Source organism: Pseudomonas sp. 14A, assembly GCF_018132745.1.
Classification (GTDB): domain Bacteria; phylum Pseudomonadota; class Gammaproteobacteria; order Pseudomonadales; family Pseudomonadaceae; genus Aquipseudomonas; species Aquipseudomonas mercuritolerans.
The window spans coordinates 565,060-580,455 of sequence record NZ_JAGRQJ010000003.1; the positions used below are offsets into that span (position 1 = coordinate 565,060).

Here is a 15,396-nt window from a genome sequence, read left to right on the forward strand (position 1 = left end):
AGCGGATGGAAAAGGCGCCCATCGAGGATGGGCGCCGGGGCATTATTTGCCGCTGTACAGATTCAGGTCGCCAAAGTGTTTCTTTTGAATCTCGCCGTATTTGCCGTCGTCGTGTAACGCTTTGATACCTTTATCCAAAAGTGCTTTCAGCTCAGTATTACCTTTCTTGATACCGATAGCGGTTTTCGACGGCAGCAATTCGCTGTCGACCGGCTGGCTGACTTCGTAACCTTCGCCTTTCGGCGACTTGAGGAAGCCCAGTTCGGCTTGCAGCATGTCCTGGATGGCTGCGTCGAGGCGGCCGGAGGTCAGGTCGGAGTACACCTGATCCTGGTTCTGATAGGCCTGGGTTTTCACACCAGCCTTGTCCAGCACGGCTTTGGCGTAGGCTTCCTGAATGGTGCCTTGCTCATAGCCAACGGTCTTGCCCTTCAGCGACGCGACGTCTGCGCTCAGGCCGGAGCCTTTCTTGAACACGTAAGCGGTCGGGCCGGAAAACAGTTCGCTGGAGAAGTCGATGACCTTCTCGCGCGCCGGGGTCACGGTCATCGACGAGATCACGCCGTCGAATTTGTTGGCCTTGAGGCCCGGAATCATGCCGTCGAAATCGCTTTCAACCCATTTGCACTTGACCTTCAGTTCGGCGCAGATCGCGTTGCCCAGATCGATATCGAACCCGACCAGGCTGCCATCGGCCGCTTTCGACTCGAACGGTGCGTACGAAGGGTCAACGCCAAAGCGCAGCTCTTTGTATTCCTTGGCCAGCGCGGAGCCGGCGGCCATGCACAACGCCAGTGCAGAAAGGGTCAGCAATGCTTTTTTCATTATTCAATCCCTAAGAACCAATATGAGCGCTTGTGGCGCAGAATTATTGTTACTGCAACGCTTACGACCTATAGAAAGTAGCAATTTCCGAACCAGAGTGCCGAACAGGTGTTTTAAAAGGTCGAGTGCAGAGCGGCAAGGGTAGTTGAATGCCCGGAAACGGGCATAGCTGTTTGCATGCACTGTTTCGGTTCAAGCGCGTGGCTCAGAGCAGTTGAAACTGTGGCGAAGGGCTTTATCCCCGATCGGCTGCGCAGCAGGCGCAAAAACCTGAGTTCACGATTTTCAGGGGGAAATTGCTGGGGGCCGCTGCGCAGCCCAGCGGGGATAAATCCCCTCGCCACAGGATTCTGCGATGTGTCGAGAATGAATCAGGCCAACAAGTCTTGCAGAGTCGCGAGGCTGTCGGCTTCTTCGACGGTCTTGTCCTTGCGCCAGCGCAGCATGCGCGGGAAGCGCACGGCGATGCCGCTCTTGTGGCGGCGCGACAGGGCGATGCCCTCGAAGCCGAGTTCGAACACCAGGCTCGGTTTCACGCTGCTGACCGGGCCGAATTTCTCCACGGTGGTCTTGCGCACGATGCTGTCGACCTGACGCATCTCTTCATCGGTCAGCCCCGAATACGCCTTGGCAAACGGCACCAGCGAGCGCTGGCTGGATTCCGGCGGGCCGTCCCACACGGCGAAGGTGTAATCGCTGTACAGACTGGCGCGACGGCCGTGTCCACGCTGGGCATAAATCAGTACCGCGTCGACGCTGAACGGATCGACCTTCCACTTCCACCACACGCCCATGTCCTTGGTCCGGCCGACGCCATACAGCGAATCGCGCGCCTTGAGCATCATGCCCTCGACGCCGAGTTTGCGTGACGCTTCGCGCTGGCGGCCGAGGTCGAGCCAGTCTTCGCCGGTCAATACAGGGGAGGGCAGCAGTACGGGGCTGTTGCAGCGCGCGATCACCTCTTCGAGTTGCGCACGGCGCTTGACCTGCGGCTGGTTGCGCCAGTCTTCGCCCTGCCATTCCAGCAGATCGTAGGCCAGCAGCACCACCGGCACTTCTTCGAGAATCTTCTTGTCGAGCGTCTTGCGACCGATGCGTTGTTGCAGCAGGGCGAACGGTTGCACGGCCGGCGGCTCATCGGATTGCGGATCGAAGGCATCTTCAGTCGTCGGATGGGTACTCTTCCAAACGACGATTTCGCCGTCGATCACCGTGCCGTCGGGCAAGCCGTGGACCAGCACATCGAACTCGGGGAAGCGCTCGGTCACCAGTTCCTCGCCGCGCGACCACACCCACAGCTTGCCGTCGCGCTTGACCACTTGCGCGCGAATACCGTCCCACTTCCATTCCACCTGCCAGTCGCTGGCGGGGCCGAGCAGAGCTTCGAATTCCTCGACCGGTTGCGACAACGCGTGGGCAAGAAAGAACGGGTAGGGCTGACCGCCGCGCTGGGCGTGTTCGTCGGCGGATTCCGGGGCGATCAGTTTCAGGTAACTCGCGGCGTTGGGCCGGTGCGACAGATCGGTGTAACCGACCAGGCGCTGGGCCACGCGTTTGCTGTCGAGCCCGGCCATTGAGGCGAGGGCGCGGGTGACCAGCAACTTCGACACGCCAACGCGGAAACTGCCGGTGATCAGCTTGATGCACAACATCAAGCTCGGCCGATCCAGTTGCGCCCAGAGCATCGGCAATTGCCGCGCCAGATACTCCGGTGTTTCGCCGCGCAACGGCAGCAGTTTGTCTTCGATCCATTCGGCAAGACCGGCCTCGGAGCTGTGGGAATTCTCCGGCAGCACCAGAGAAATGGTCTCGGCCAGATCGCCGACCGCCTGATAGCTTTCTTCGAACAACCACGGCTCCAACCCTGAAACTTCCACCGCCAGCTCTCGGAGGATGCGCACCGGTACCAGTTGCCGAGGTCGACCACCAGAGAGGAAATACACCGCCCATGCGGCGTCTTCTGGCGCGGCCTGCGCGAAATACGCCTGCATTGCCGCCAGCTTGGCGTTGCTCGACGTGGTGGCGTCGAGTTCGGCATATAACTCGGCGAAGGCTTTCATGGCGATGTCTCGGCAACGGTGGGTTCGCTGGCGATGTTGTCGTCTTCGTCATCGCCGTATTCGGTGGTGAAGCCTTGTGCATCGAGGCCCTGTTCGCACAGATGGCGCACGAGCACGCCGATCGAGCCGTGGGTGACCATCACCCGTTCCGCGCCGGTCTGGTTGATCGCCCACAGCAGACCTGGCCAATCGGCGTGGTCGGAAAGGACGAAACCGCGATCGACGCCGCGCCGCCGCCGGGTCCCGCGCAGGCGCATCCAGCCGCTGGCAAAGGCATCGCTGAACTCGCCGAAACGGCGCATCCAGGTGCTGCCGCCCGCCGACGGCGGGGCAATGACCAGCGCCTGACGCATGATCGGGTCGCTTTTTTTCACGTCGCCGGCGTAGATCGTCGGCGGCAGGTACACTCCGGCATCGCGGTACACACGGTTCAGCGGTTCGACCGCGCCGTGGCTGAGGATCGGCCCGAGGGTTTCGTCGATGCCGTGGAGAATCCGCTGGGCCTTGCCGAAGGAGTAGCAGAACAGCACGCTGGCCTTGCCGGCGGCGATGTTGGCCGCCCACCATTGATTGATTTCGGCGAAGATCTGCGCCTGCGGCTGCCAGCGATAGATCGGCAGGCCGAAGGTCGATTCGGTGATGAAGGTGTGGCAGCGCACCGGTTCGAAGGGCGTGCAGGTGCCGTCCGGCTCGACCTTGTAATCGCCCGATGCGACCCAGACTTCGCCGCCGTATTCCAGGCGCACCTGCGCCGAACCGAGGACATGCCCGGCGGGGTGAAAACTTAAGGTGACGCCGTGGTGGGTCAGGCGCTGGCCGTAGTCGAGGGTTTGCAACTGGATGTCCTGACCCAGACGCGCGCGCAGAATCCCGGCGCTGGCGCTGCTCGACAGGTAGTGCTGATTACCGGTGCGCGCGTGATCGCCATGGGCATGGGTGATCACCGAGCGCTCGACCGGCCGCCACGGATCGATATAGAAATCCCCGGCGGGGCAGTAGAGACCTTCAGGTCGGGCAATAACAAGATCCATGTCGTGACCGGAATGGGGGGCTTGTTAGCTATGAGGCGGGCGTGAGGCTGGAAGTTCGATCGGCTTTAAAGCGCTACCCTCACCCCAGCCCTCTCCCAGAGGGAGAGGGGGCCGACCGAAGTGTCTGGCGAGGTACATCGACCTGAAGGACCGAGTTGAATATGGATCTGGCACAGCCTTGAGCCTGATCCAATGTTGGATTCACCCTCTCTCTTTCAGGTCGGCGCAAGACCCAAGCATCCCCCAATCAGTCCCCTCTCCCCCCGGGAGAGGGCTAGGGTGAGGGGCTGTTGATCTTTGCTTTATTTCCCTGGAGTCAGGGTCAAGCGGGCCTTGCCATACACCCGATCAAAGTTTTGCGGCTGCATCGGCAAGCCGATGTACTGACCTTTCAGCCATGCATCGATCCCGTTCAGGTAGTTCGGACTCAGTGGATTGCCCGACTGCCCCGTGCCGTTCTGCGCCATCAGCGGTTCGCTCTGGCCGAAGTCGACGATGAAACGCATCGACGGCGCACGCATCGTGGCGAAGTCCTGACCCCAGGCAAATGCCGAGCTGTTCAGCGTGGTGTGATCGCCTCCAGCCGCCAGCGGCCCGCGTACAGTCTGACCGTTGCTGTTTTTCCACGCATAGCTGTGCAATTTGCCCCACTGCCAGGCGCGATGATCGCCGCCCAACTGGCTGTCTCCCGCTGTAATCGCTGCAGCGAGGCTACGGGCGAGAATCACGGATTTGTCTTCCTTCTGCGGCGTGCGCAGATCATCCCAGAACGGACTGTCCTCACGTCCCAAGAGATGATCGGCCTGCGCCGCGTAGGACAGATCGCCATTGGCGACAAAGGCCTTCCACGCCGGGCTCGATTCAGGACCCAGTTCATCGAGGAAGATCTGCTTTATGCTTTCCTGCAGAAATAGTTCGTAAATCGCCGCATCCGCCGAGGTCGGGCTGAGCTTGCCGTCGAACGCCATCAAACGGGTGAAGGCTTCGCGAGCCTTGCTGCGCTCGGCGTCCGGCAGGGCGTCGATCGCCTGTTTCAGCGGTTGCTTCATCCCCGGCGCTTCGAAGATTTTTTTCAGCTTGGCGGCGAACGTGGTGGTCTGGTCGTACTGCATGGCGATCACGCTGCGGCTGTCGTGCTTGCCGCTGCCAGCCAGTTCAGCCAGGCGTTCGCCGCGCTCCGGTGCCGCCCAGGATTTCGACAACTGCATGCCGTAACCGTCGGGAATCACGCGCTGATTGGCGGTGCCGAGCCAGCCTTGTGCCGGGTCCTGATCGTAGGGGTGCAGCATCGGGTCGGCGTAACCGTCCCAGTCGTAGCGACCGTCCCAACCCGGCGAGGGCAGCAGGCCTTCGCCTTCGCGACGGTTGGGGAAGCGCCCGGTGACTTGCCAGCCGATATTGCTTGCGTCGGCGAATACCAGATTGAGGGTGATGGCGCGGATTTCGCGGCTGGCGTCCGAGGCGCGCTCGACGTTCTGCGCGCGGGTCAGGTCGAAGAAGGCATCCAGGGTTTTGTCGTCAGTGAAGCTTGGCGTCTGCAAGGCGAGGCCGAAACCGCTGCCCTGCGCCGCTGCCTGGGCACTGTTGAGCAGCGCGCCGTGGCGGGTTTCGTACACGGCTTCGCGAATCGGCCGCTGGCCTTTGACGAAGTAGGTTTCGTTGCGCACGCCCAGCGGCTGCCATTTGCCGTTGACTTCATAAGTGAGGCTGCTGCCCTGACGGCGGATTTTCTCGAGGAACAGATCCTGGTTATCGCCGAGCACGCTGGTCATGCTCCACGCCACTTTGCCGTTGAAACCACCGAGCACCATCGGCAGACCGGCAACCGTGACCCCGGCAGCCTGATATTTCGGCGCACGTATCTGCACGAAACTCCACAACGACGGCGCGGCCAGCGGCCCGTGCGCATCGCTGGCCAGCAGGCTCTTGCCGCTGCGGCTGCGTTGCGGGGCAATCGCCCAATTGTTCGCAGTCGGCGTGGCGAGCAGGTTCAGCGCCGACAGTTGCTGGCTGGCGTTGCTCAATTCCGTCAGTCCCGGAATCTGCCCGTTGAGCTTGAGGCCTTGCAGTTTGTCGGCTTCAGCCACTGGCAGGTTTTCATCAGGCGCCGACGGGCTCAGCCAGGCGAGTTTGTCAGTGGTCACGGTTTGCGCGAGCACCAGTGACTGAATTTCCTCCGGCAGGTTGGCCGACTGGCTGAAATTCAGCAGGGCAAAAATCAGCGCCGAATCTTCCGGTTTCCAGTATTCCGGCTTGTAACCGCTGGCGGCGAGATCGCCCGGCAATTTGTCGGCGTAGCGGAACAGGTAGGCGTTGACGCCCCGTGCATACACCTCGAAGAAGCGCTTGAGCCGTGGCGACGAGGCCTTGTACAGCTCGCCGGCGCTCTTCTTCAGATTGACCGCGCGCATGTAGCGGTCGGCATCGAGCATCGACGCGCCGGACATTTCCGCCAACCGGCCCTGAGCCAACAGGCGCAGGGTGACCATCTGGTTGATGCGGTCGCTGGCGTGGACGTAACCGAGACTGAACAGCGCGTCATGGAAGCTGTTGCTTTCGATCAGCGGCATGCCCATCGCATTGCGCCGCACCGAAACGTTCTGCGCCAGGCCCTTGAGCGGTTGCACGCCGGAGGTCGGCGGCAGGCTGTCCTGGGCGTTCCAGGTCTGGCAACCGGACAGGCCGAGAACACCGGCCACTGCTGCGGCAACGCCGAACCGGGGAAGAAAATGTGTAAGGGCTGGCGAGGCCATGGCGAAGCTCCTGCGGGGGTATAAGGCTGGGGGCGCAATAAAGCCGCTACGTTAGTGACGGCGCGAGGGCCGCGCAAGCGGGGCGAGCGGTTATTTATGCAGTTGTCGGCTGATCGGTCAGAGGCGTGACAGTTGCTTGTGGGAAAGCGCTGATGTTGAACTACGGAACGAGTCCCGAGCCCTGTCAGGAGAAAGATCGCTATGGAGCTTCAGAGCAACGCTGCGCTGATCATCATCGACCAGCAGAAAGGCATTTTGCACCCGCGTCTGGGGCGGCGGAATAATCCTCAGGCCGAGGAAAGAATGCTTGAGCTGCTGGCGCTGTGGCGGCGGAGCAGGCGGCCGGTGATCCACGTGCAACATTTGTCGCGCTCGCCTGATTCGGTGTTCTGGCCGGAGCAGTCCGGGGTGGAGTTTCAAGAGCGATTTGTCCCTCAGGACGGTGAATGGCTGATCCAGAAAGACGTTCCGGATGCGTTTTGCGCGACCGGGCTGGAAGGGCGGTTGCGTGAGGCAGGGATCAGGCAACTGATCATCGTCGGCGTGGCGACCAACAACTCAGTTGAGTCGACGGCGCGCACCGCAGGCAATTTGGCGTTCGATACGTTTGTGGCTGAGGATGCGTGCTTCACCTTCGACAAGGCCGATTATTTCGGCACACCGCGTACCGCTGAAGAGGTGCACGGGATGTCGCTGGGCAATCTGCATGGGGAGTATGCGACGGTGGTCAGTAGTGTGCAGGTTTTGGCGGCAGGCTGAAGTTTTGTAGTGGAGGCGCCGCCGCCTTCGCGAGCAGGCTCGCTCCCACAGTGACCATATTTCTTCAGATGAAACGCGATCCCTGTGGGAGCGAGCCTGCTCGCGAAAGCGGTGTGTCAGGCGCCAACAATGTTGGAGGTGCCGGCCCCATCGCGAGCAGGCTCACTCCTACAGGAGATCGGTACGCGGTCACTGTGGGAGCGAGCTTGCTCGCGAAGGCGGCAGGTCAGGCGAAGAAGACCTTCGCCAGTGACATCAAGCGCCGTGGCACTTCTTGAATTTCTTGCCGTTGCCGCATGGGCAAGGATCGTTGCGGCCGACGTCTTTCAGGGCGTTGCGCACCGGTTCCTGGTGGGCGTGGCCGCAGTTCGGGCCGTGGACATGGCCATGGTCGTGATCGTGATCGTGATGGTGGTCATGATCGTGGTTGCAGTCAGGGCCATGGACATGGGGTTGCTGGGTCATCGAGGTCACTCCGGAGTTAGATCGGCGGGGATTATCACGCCATTGCGCTCAAGGTGCACGTAGTGGGCGATGAATAAACCGGTTTCCATTTCCCCCTGCAATCGATAGGGAATCTGCTGGTTCGGATTTTTCAGCAGTTTCACCACCTGTTTGACCTTCGGCCACAGGTTGGTTCGGATCGGCACTTTGAAGTAAGCGCTGCGCTTGGGGCCGACGGTAAACCAGTGCTCGTGCTCGCCCTCGGTGAGCAGCATGTCGGCCAGATGAATCCGGTATTCGAGGCCGCGCACGGTCAGGTCGCTGTCGTTGGGATTGTCGACGCGAAAGTGCAGGATGAATTTCTGTTCGAGCAACTTGGCCCGCACCACCTCGACTTTCACCAGATGCACGGCGGGCTCGACGCTGTCATCGCTGAACCAAGAGGCGCAGCCGCCGAGGTTGAGGGTCAGCATCAACAGCAGAAAATGTAATGTGCGTCGATGACCGAGCATGGTGTTACTCCCTTTGGTGCCAGTCTAGACCTAAAAAGATCGCAGCCTTCGGCAGCTCCTACAGAATGAACGCAAATTCTTTGTAGGAGCGGCCGAAGGCTGCGATCTTTTGATCTTCAGCTCAAGCGCCGAAATAACCCGAACAACACTTCTTGAACTTCTGCCCGCTGCCGCAAGGGCAGCCGTCATTGCGCCCCAGCTTCATCTGCACCGTCGGATCGATGAAGTACCAGCACCCGCCGTTCTGGACAAATGAGGAGCGCTCGCGATGGCTGTGCTCGCCCTGGCTGTCGTGCCAGCGTGCGGTAAAGGTGACGAAGGCGTGTTCCGGCTGGCCGCCAAAGACTTCCGAGCTTTCAACCTCGAGGCCGAGCCAGGTGCTTTGTGCACTCCAGTCGCTGATCGATTGTCGGTTCAAGCCCGCCTGCTGCGCGGGCAGGGTGGTCGCCACCAGATAATCGACCAGCCCCAGCACGTAAGCGCTGTAGCGCGAGCGCATCAAGGCTTCGGCACACGGCGCCGGGTGGCCGTCGTGATAAGGGCCGCAGCAGGCGTCCAGCAGATTGCCGCTGCCGCAAGGGCAAATGGCTGTACTCATTGCATTACCACCAGTATTTCCCGAAGTTTTCCGGATTGGCCCAGAAGCGTGAATTGAGCCAGTCGGGGACTTGTTTGTAGTCAAGCAGATCGTAGGTGAACAGGGTCAGCACCTGCTCGTCGCGCTGGAAACGCTCGCTGGCCTGCAGGGCCAATGAGTAGAAGTCGGTTTCCTGCCAGCCACTGGCCGCCAGATCCGCCAGCACCGCGATGCGACTGGCGTTGAGATTGCGGATGCCGCCCAACAGATTCAGGCCATCGCGCTTGGGCAAATGTTCCAGGCAATCGACCACCAGCGCCAGATCGAAGCGTTGCGCGGCCAGCTCAGCCGGCAGCGCGCCGGGTGCGGCATGGGCGACCACGGTATCTGGATGCGCGTCCTTGAAAGCGCTCAAGGCGGGAAATTCGCTGGCGCCGATCAGCAGCAGTCGGGCCGGGGCGTAGCGATCCAGCAGAGCGGCCAACGTCTGTTGTGGCGTGCGCGAAGAAATGGCGACGTTCATCGAAGCTCCTCAGTCAGACCGCCAAGACTAGCCTGCCAGACCGCGTCGGCAAAGCGCCCGGTGGCGGCGGTTTTCGCCGAAAGAGGCGAACCCCTGTGAACACGGTCGCAAACAGCGGTGGCCTATTGCTGGCGGAGATTAAAACTCCGGTCTTTACTCCCTGAATCGGTTTTAAGCCGATCCCTCAGGAGAAAACTAGATGAGCATAGTTCGGACAGCATTACCCTTGGTTCTGCTAACCAGTGTGTTGACTGGTTGTGCAGGTTTGCAGAAGACCGACTGGCCGACCTGTGCGGCGGTCGGCGGTGTGGTCGGTGCCGGTCTCGGCGCGACGGAAAGCGCTTCGTGGGCCGGTTACGGTGCACTGCTTGTCGGTGGTACGGCAGCGGCCTATTGCTGGGTGCATGGTGACGGCGATGAAGACGGCGATGGCGTGCCGGACAGTCGCGACAAGTGCCCGGGCACACCTAAAGGCGTGCAGGTCGATGCTGACGGTTGCCCGCCACCGACGCCTGCGCCAGTGGTCGAAGAAGCGGTTGTGGTCAAGGAAGAAACCATCGTCATTCGTGATGTGCACTTCGAGTTCGACAAAGCCACGCTGACCGGCCCTGACAAGCAAGTGCTCGACAAAGTCGCCGATCGCCTGAAACAGGAATCCTCTACCGCGCAACTGACCGTGACCGGTCACACCGACAGTGTCGGCAGCGATGCCTACAACAAGAAACTGTCGGATCGTCGTGCGCACTCGGTGGTGGAATACCTGATTCAGCAGGGTGTACCGCGTGCCAGCTTCGTTTCGGTGTCGGGCCTTGGTGAAAGCCAGCCTGTTGCCGACAACAAGTCGGCCGATGGTCGCGCGCAGAACCGTCGCACCGAAATCAAAATCGTCCGCTAGCCCCTCTCGCATCCGCGGCTTGTGCAGTCGCGGATGCGGGTCTTTACTCCTGTGTAACCGGTATGGGCCGGTACACAGGAGCGTTCACAAATGCGTGTTTTCTCAAGGTCCGTCTTGCCGGTGCTGCTGCTAGGCAGCTTGCTCACCGGTTGTGCCACTCACAGCGATGGCACCGCCCCCCTCAATCAACGTACGTGGCCGATCTGCAGCCTGCTTGGCGGCCTGGTCGGCGGCGGTCTTGGCGCCATTGAAAGCGCCGGCTGGGCCGGTGGCGGCGCGGCATTGGGTATCGTCACCGGCGGGCTGATCTGTTACGCCCAGGATGGCGACGAGGACAGCGACGGCGTGTTCGACCGCCGCGACCGCTGCCCGGACACGCCGGAAAATACCGAAGTCGATCATCGTGGCTGCCCGCTTCCGCAATATCCGGTCGCAGTCAAACCGGTTGAACCGGCGCCGCAAACTGAAGTGATCACCTTGAGCGATGCCGGTAACGTGTTGTTCGATTTCGACAAGTCCGATCTGACCCCGGCGGCAAAAGCCCAGCTCGACACTTTGATGGACAAGCTGCGCAATGCCGATGTGGTCAGTATCAAAGTCATCGGGCATACAGACAGCAAAGGCTCGGACGCCTATAACCAGGCTTTGTCCGAGCGGCGCGCAAGCAGTGTCGCGGCGTACTTGCTCAGTCAGGGGCTGGCGCCGAACAAGCTCACCAGCGAGGGTCGAGGCGAAAGTGAGCCGGTCGCCGATAACGCCACCGATGAAGGCCGCGCGGAAAATCGCCGGGTCCAGCTGCATATCAATCGTTAGGAAAGGTCTGTAGTACGCAGGCTAGAGCTGCCGGGTCGAGATCTTCGCCCCGGCAGCCATTTCATCAGCGTTTGCACAAATTTCATTTTTCCCTCTGGCTTATCCCCCGCAGAAGCCGGTACTGTGCGTGCAAAGAATAATTCGCAACACGGGGGAGCGTATGAAGGTGTTCTGGGGGCTGGGGCGTTTGCTGACCCTGCTGTTCTGCTGCGTGGTACTGGCCAATCAACTGGTGCCGTTTGTTCATCCGCTGCATCTGCTGGTCAATCTGGCCGGCGCTCTGTTGTTGCTGATTCATCTACTCGAAGTGCTGCTGTGCAACCGCAGCCTCAAGGGCCGTCCGCACCCTTGGCGTGACCGTGGCCGCATTCTGTTGTTCGGCGTTTTCCACCTGCAAACCATCCCGGCCCCGGCCGCTCCGGAGGCTTCTTCCCATGCGTAAACTCTGCCTGCTCGCTGCATTCATCAGTCCACTGGCCTGCGCTCAGGTGGTCAACGTGCAAAGCAATTCTTTGATGCGCTTGCCCAACACCACCAGCACGCTGCAACTGGAGAAACTGGAAGTCGCCGATTACGGCACCTTGCTGATCCCGTCCAACGTGACTGAATTGAACATTGATGAACTGCGCCTGGGCCACGAAGCACGTATTGCTATCGTTCCGGCTGAACAAGCGCTGGAAGTGAAGGTCAAGCGCGCTGAGTTGAGCGAGGGCAGCCAGATCACCGCGCGCGGCGCCCCCGGCACTTATGAAAAAGCGGCCCGGGCCGGGCGCAATCTGAATCTGCAATTCCAGGCCCTGAGCGCGCCGCAGCTGACGGTCGATGCCCGTGGCGGCCGGGGCGCGCCAGGTTTCGTCGGCCTCGACGGCGGCAACGGTGAAGATCCGGGCTGCACCTATGGCTCGGCCGGCCACGGTGCCGATGGCAGTGACGGCAGCGATGGCCAGCCGGGCGCGCCGGGTGCGCTGGTGCGCCTCGCCGTACCACGGGATTTCCCGGTCGAGCTGATCAAGGTCAACGTGGCTGGCGGTGCCGGCGGCCCGGCGGGTCTCGGTGGTAAAGCAGGCAAGGGCGGCAAATCCAAGGGCTGCCTGGTGTACCGCGCTGACGGCGGCAAGAACGGCAAGGCCGGCGCGGATGGCCAGCCGGGGCCGGAGGGAGCGGCGGGTTCGGTTACTGTGCAGCGCCTCTAAAGGCAAGCCCTCACCCCAGCCCTCTCCCAGAGGGAGAGGGAGCCGACCGAGGTGTCTGTCGCTATCCATCGACCTGAAAGACCAGGTCGATTATGGATTCAGCGAAAATCTTCCAAGTCGGCGTAACTCCTCAATATCCCCCAATCAGTCCCCTCTCCCTCTGGGAGAGGGCTAGGGTGAGGGGCTTTTGATCTTTGAGTCGCAGATTGTCAGAACATTGGCCGAGCCGCAGCCACAGCCACCAGCACCAACCCGACCAGCAGATTAAGCCCCACCACCCGCCGAATCCGCCCCAGCACTGCCGCACCCGCCGGCCAATCCTTCGCCTCAACCGCCTTGCGCAATTCCGGCAGCATCAGCCCCTGAATGCGGATGAACAGCGCCGTCATCACCACATACAAACCGATCATCACCTGCACATACTTCGGCGCGGTTTCAAACCCGACCTGCTGCAGATGCAACATGCCCACGCCGCTGATCGGCAACAGGATCACCGCGACCCAGACCCAACGGAAAAAACCTTGAAACACTTCCACCCACAGGGTCAGGCGAGCTGGGCCGTCCAGAGCCTTCACAGCCGCAGGGCGCAAGACCATCCAGGCGAAAAACATGCCGCCAACCCACACCAGAGCGGCAAGGACATGCAGGGGGTAAACGAGGCTAAAAGGTGTCATTGGGTCACTCCGTTCTGCGCGGGATCGATTAGCGGGGTATGATAGCCGCCGAACCAAACTACTGAAAATTTATCCAGCGTTTTTGCGCCCGACACTCAATGATCAGCACTGAACTCAAAACCACGATCCAGGGCGCCTATTCGCGTTTTCTAGAGGCCAAGAGCCTCAAGCCGCGTTACGGCCAGCGCCTGATGATCGCCGAAATCGCCAAGGTCCTCGGTGACATCGACACCGACGATGAAGGCCGGCGCAGTGGCGACCCCGCGATTGTCGCGGTGGAAGCCGGCACCGGTACCGGCAAGACGGTGGCCTACAGCCTGGCGGCGATCCCTACGGCGAAACTGGCCGGCAAGCGTCTGGTGATTGCCACCGCGACCGTCGCCCTGCAAGAGCAGATCGTCTACAAGGATTTGCCTGACCTGATGCGCAACAGCGGGCTGAATTTCAGTTTCGCCCTGGCCAAGGGCCGTGGCCGCTACATGTGCCTGTCCAAGCTCGACATGCTGCTGCAGGAAGGCCACGCACAAACCGCCACCGCGCAGCTGTTCGAAGAAGAAGGCTTCAAGATCGAAGTCGACGAGGCCAGTCAGAAGCTGTTCACCAGCATGATCGAAAAGCTCGCCGGCAATAAATGGGACGGCGACCGCGACAGCTGGCCCAACGCGCTGGAAGACGCCGACTGGGCGCGCCTGACCACCGATCACAGCCAGTGCACCAACCGTCATTGCCCGAACTTCGGCCAGTGCGCCTTCTACAAGGCTCGCGAGGGCATGGGCAAGGTTGACGTGATCGTCACCAACCACGACATGGTCCTGGCGGATCTGGCACTGGGCGGCGGCGCCGTGCTGCCCGATCCGCGCGACACCATTTACGTGTTCGACGAAGGTCACCATTTGCCGGACAAGGCCATCGGCCACTTCGCCCATTACACGCGCCTGCGCTCCACCGCCGACTGGCTCGAAACAACCGCGAAGAATCTGACCAAACTGCTCGCCCAGCATCCGCTGCCGGGCGATCTTGGCAAGCTGATCGAGCAGGTGCCGGAGCTGGCGCGGGAGATCAAGACCCAGCAGCAGTTCATGTTCACCGCGTGCGAGCAGATCGCCGATTTCAAGCCAGGCGAAGACGTCGAAGGCCGCGAGCGCCCACGTCATCGTTTCGTCGGCGGAGTGATTCCCGAGGACATGCGCGAGATGGGCATCGAGCTGAAAAAAGGCTATTCGCGCCTTAACGATCTGTTCCAGCGCCTGACCGACCTGCTCAAGGAAGGCATGGATGGCGAGGTCAATATCGGCATCGCCAGCAATCAGGCCGAAGAGTGGTATCCGCTGTTCGGCAGCCTGCTGTCCCGCGCTTCCGGCAACTGGGAATTGTGGACCGCGTTCACCGCCGAAGACCCGGAGGACAGCCCGCCCATGGCGCGCTGGCTGACCCTGGCCGAAAGCGGTTCGCTGTTCGACATCGAGGTCAACGCCAGCCCGATTCTGGCGGCGGAAACCTTGCGTCGCAGTTTATGGAACGTCGCTTACGGCTGCCTGGTGACCTCGGCGACGCTGACGGCGCTGGGCACTTTCGACCGTTTCCGCATGCGCGCCGGCCTGCCGAAAAAAGCTGTCACAGCGGTGGTGCCGAGCCCGTTCCATCATGCCGATGCCGGCGTGCTGCGCGTGCCGGATCTGAAGGCCGACCCGCGCGATGCCGCCGCCCACACGGCGGCGATCATTCGCGAGCTGCCCGATCTCGTGGAAGGTTCCCGTGGCACGCTGGTGCTGTTCTCCTCGCGCAAGCAGATGCAGGACGTGTTCGATGGCCTCGACCGCGACTGGCGCAAGCAAGTGTTCATTCAGGGCAACCTGTCGAAACAGGAAACCCTGAACAAGCACAAGGCGCGGGTCGATGGCGGTGATTCCAGCGTGCTGTTCGGGCTGGCCAGTTTTGCCGAGGGTGTCGATTTGCCGGGTGCCTACTGCGAGCACGTGGTGATCGCCAAGATTCCGTTCTCGGTGCCCGACGATCCGGTCGAAGCCGCGTTGTCGGAGTGGATCGAGGCGCGCGGCGGCAACCCGTTCATGGAAATCTCCGTGCCCGATGCCTCGCTGAAACTGGTTCAAGCCTGCGGGCGTCTGCTGCGCACCGAAGAAGACCGCGGCACCATCACCTTGCTCGACCGGCGTCTGGTCACCCAGCGCTACGGCAAGGCGATCCTCAATGCGTTGCCTCCTTTCCGTCGTGAAATATCCTGAGACACGGGTGGGCCGATTGGCCCGCCGCGTTGTCTATCTCTCTGCCACCGCTTTTCCACTGGCCTTGACTGGTCGTTAGGGAGAACTCCGTTCT

At 61.4% G+C, this 15,396-nt stretch carries 15 protein-coding genes; 6 read left to right on the plus strand and 9 right to left on the minus strand.

The genetic code is table 11. The annotated features are described in order from the left end of the window. Positions 1-42: 42 nt before the first annotated feature. The 4 genes from PS14A_RS05185 to PS14A_RS05200 form a co-directional block, all read right to left on the minus strand. Positions 43-825 carry a transporter substrate-binding domain-containing protein gene (locus PS14A_RS05185; protein WP_212615448.1) on the minus strand — a complete coding sequence of 261 codons (783 nt, stop codon included), beginning with the start codon at positions 823-825 and terminating at the stop codon, positions 43-45. A gap of 371 nt (positions 826-1,196) precedes the next feature. Further along, positions 1,197-2,885, minus strand: a complete 1,689-nt coding sequence (locus PS14A_RS05190; protein ID WP_212615449.1) for an ATP-dependent DNA ligase — start codon at positions 2,883-2,885, stop codon at positions 1,197-1,199. Continuing rightward, positions 2,882-3,916 (minus strand): ligase-associated DNA damage response exonuclease, encoded by a 1,035-nt coding sequence (locus tag PS14A_RS05195; protein ID WP_212615450.1) that lies wholly within the window; start codon positions 3,914-3,916, stop codon positions 2,882-2,884. Before PS14A_RS05195 ends, PS14A_RS05190 begins: the two co-directional genes overlap by 4 nt. Positions 3,917-4,218: 302 nt before the next feature. Then, positions 4,219-6,669 carry a penicillin acylase family protein gene (locus PS14A_RS05200; protein WP_212615451.1) on the minus strand — a complete coding sequence of 817 codons (2,451 nt, stop codon included), beginning with the start codon at positions 6,667-6,669 and terminating at the stop codon, positions 4,219-4,221. A gap of 201 nt (positions 6,670-6,870) precedes the next feature. Between PS14A_RS05200 and PS14A_RS05205 the strand changes: the two genes are divergently transcribed. Continuing rightward, a complete protein-coding gene (locus PS14A_RS05205) occupies positions 6,871-7,428 on the plus strand; it encodes a cysteine hydrolase family protein (RefSeq protein ID WP_137215353.1) in 558 nt (185 codons plus the stop codon). Positions 7,429-7,683: 255 nt separating this feature from the next. Here the strand turns inward: PS14A_RS05205 and PS14A_RS05210 are convergent, their stop codons facing one another. The 4 genes from PS14A_RS05210 to PS14A_RS05225 form a co-directional block, all read right to left on the minus strand. Further along, the gene (locus PS14A_RS05210; protein WP_018607772.1) at positions 7,684-7,893 is read right to left on the minus strand and encodes an SEC-C metal-binding domain-containing protein; all 210 of its coding nucleotides are present in this window, start codon (positions 7,891-7,893) and stop codon (positions 7,684-7,686) included. 5 nt (positions 7,894-7,898) lie between these two features. Beyond that, on the minus strand, positions 7,899-8,384 hold the full coding sequence (locus PS14A_RS05215) for an LEA type 2 family protein (RefSeq protein WP_137215354.1): 486 nt from the start codon (positions 8,382-8,384) through the stop codon (positions 7,899-7,901). Between the two features lie 121 nt (positions 8,385-8,505). Beyond that, entirely contained in the window at positions 8,506-8,982 is a 477-nt protein-coding gene (locus tag PS14A_RS05220) for a YchJ family protein (protein ID WP_130911272.1), read from the minus strand. 4 nt (positions 8,983-8,986) lie between these two features. Next, the gene (locus PS14A_RS05225; RefSeq protein ID WP_212615452.1) at positions 8,987-9,484 is read right to left on the minus strand and encodes a DUF6231 family protein; all 498 of its coding nucleotides are present in this window, start codon (positions 9,482-9,484) and stop codon (positions 8,987-8,989) included. Between the two features lie 199 nt (positions 9,485-9,683). Here PS14A_RS05225 and PS14A_RS05230 point away from each other — a divergent pair, with 199 nt between their 5' ends. The 4 genes from PS14A_RS05230 (at position 9,684) to PS14A_RS05245 (ending at position 12,385) form a co-directional block, all read left to right on the plus strand. After that, complete coding sequence (locus PS14A_RS05230) at positions 9,684-10,379, plus strand: OmpA family protein (RefSeq protein ID WP_024011908.1); 696 nt, start codon at positions 9,684-9,686, stop codon at positions 10,377-10,379. A gap of 90 nt (positions 10,380-10,469) precedes the next feature. Continuing rightward, complete coding sequence (locus PS14A_RS05235) at positions 10,470-11,192, plus strand: OmpA family protein (protein WP_212615453.1); 723 nt, start codon at positions 10,470-10,472, stop codon at positions 11,190-11,192. A 160-nt stretch (positions 11,193-11,352) separates the two neighbouring features. Continuing rightward, positions 11,353-11,634, plus strand: coding sequence for a DUF1145 domain-containing protein (locus PS14A_RS05240; RefSeq protein ID WP_016771375.1), 282 nt, complete (start codon positions 11,353-11,355; stop codon positions 11,632-11,634). Then, positions 11,627-12,385 carry a collagen-like protein gene (locus PS14A_RS05245; RefSeq protein ID WP_137215358.1) on the plus strand — a complete coding sequence of 253 codons (759 nt, stop codon included), beginning with the start codon at positions 11,627-11,629 and terminating at the stop codon, positions 12,383-12,385. The genes PS14A_RS05240 and PS14A_RS05245 overlap by 8 nt, the downstream gene beginning before the upstream one ends. A gap of 209 nt (positions 12,386-12,594) precedes the next feature. Here the strand turns inward: PS14A_RS05245 and PS14A_RS05250 are convergent, their stop codons facing one another. Beyond that, positions 12,595-13,059, minus strand: coding sequence for a DUF2269 family protein (locus PS14A_RS05250; RefSeq protein ID WP_130912005.1), 465 nt, complete (start codon positions 13,057-13,059; stop codon positions 12,595-12,597). Between the two features lie 98 nt (positions 13,060-13,157). Between PS14A_RS05250 and dinG the strand changes: the two genes are divergently transcribed. Beyond that, the gene (gene dinG / locus PS14A_RS05255) at positions 13,158-15,302 is read left to right on the plus strand and encodes an ATP-dependent DNA helicase DinG (protein WP_024011911.1); all 2,145 of its coding nucleotides are present in this window, start codon (positions 13,158-13,160) and stop codon (positions 15,300-15,302) included. Positions 15,303-15,396: the final 94 nt, after the last annotated feature.

Bases quoted from the DNA above. Each gene is read 5' to 3' on its own strand.
- PS14A_RS05185 (WP_212615448.1), bottom strand. From the start codon at position 825: ATGAAAAAAGCATTGCTGACCCTTTCTGCACTGGCGTTGTGCATGGCC.
- PS14A_RS05190 (WP_212615449.1), bottom strand. From the start codon at position 2,885: ATGAAAGCCTTCGCCGAGTTATATGCCGAACTCGACGCCACCACGTCG.
- PS14A_RS05195 (WP_212615450.1), bottom strand. From the start codon at position 3,916: ATGGATCTTGTTATTGCCCGACCTGAAGGTCTCTACTGCCCCGCCGGG.
- PS14A_RS05200 (WP_212615451.1), bottom strand. From the start codon at position 6,669: ATGGCCTCGCCAGCCCTTACACATTTTCTTCCCCGGTTCGGCGTTGCC.
- PS14A_RS05205 (WP_137215353.1), top strand. From the start codon at position 6,871: ATGGAGCTTCAGAGCAACGCTGCGCTGATCATCATCGACCAGCAGAAA.
- PS14A_RS05210 (WP_018607772.1), bottom strand. From the start codon at position 7,893: ATGACCCAGCAACCCCATGTCCATGGCCCTGACTGCAACCACGATCAT.
- PS14A_RS05215 (WP_137215354.1), bottom strand. From the start codon at position 8,384: ATGCTCGGTCATCGACGCACATTACATTTTCTGCTGTTGATGCTGACC.
- PS14A_RS05220 (WP_130911272.1), bottom strand. From the start codon at position 8,982: ATGAGTACAGCCATTTGCCCTTGCGGCAGCGGCAATCTGCTGGACGCC.
- PS14A_RS05225 (WP_212615452.1), bottom strand. From the start codon at position 9,484: ATGAACGTCGCCATTTCTTCGCGCACGCCACAACAGACGTTGGCCGCT.
- PS14A_RS05230 (WP_024011908.1), top strand. From the start codon at position 9,684: ATGAGCATAGTTCGGACAGCATTACCCTTGGTTCTGCTAACCAGTGTG.
- PS14A_RS05235 (WP_212615453.1), top strand. From the start codon at position 10,470: ATGCGTGTTTTCTCAAGGTCCGTCTTGCCGGTGCTGCTGCTAGGCAGC.
- PS14A_RS05240 (WP_016771375.1), top strand. From the start codon at position 11,353: ATGAAGGTGTTCTGGGGGCTGGGGCGTTTGCTGACCCTGCTGTTCTGC.
- PS14A_RS05245 (WP_137215358.1), top strand. From the start codon at position 11,627: ATGCGTAAACTCTGCCTGCTCGCTGCATTCATCAGTCCACTGGCCTGC.
- PS14A_RS05250 (WP_130912005.1), bottom strand. From the start codon at position 13,059: ATGACACCTTTTAGCCTCGTTTACCCCCTGCATGTCCTTGCCGCTCTG.
- dinG (WP_024011911.1), top strand. From the start codon at position 13,158: ATGATCAGCACTGAACTCAAAACCACGATCCAGGGCGCCTATTCGCGT.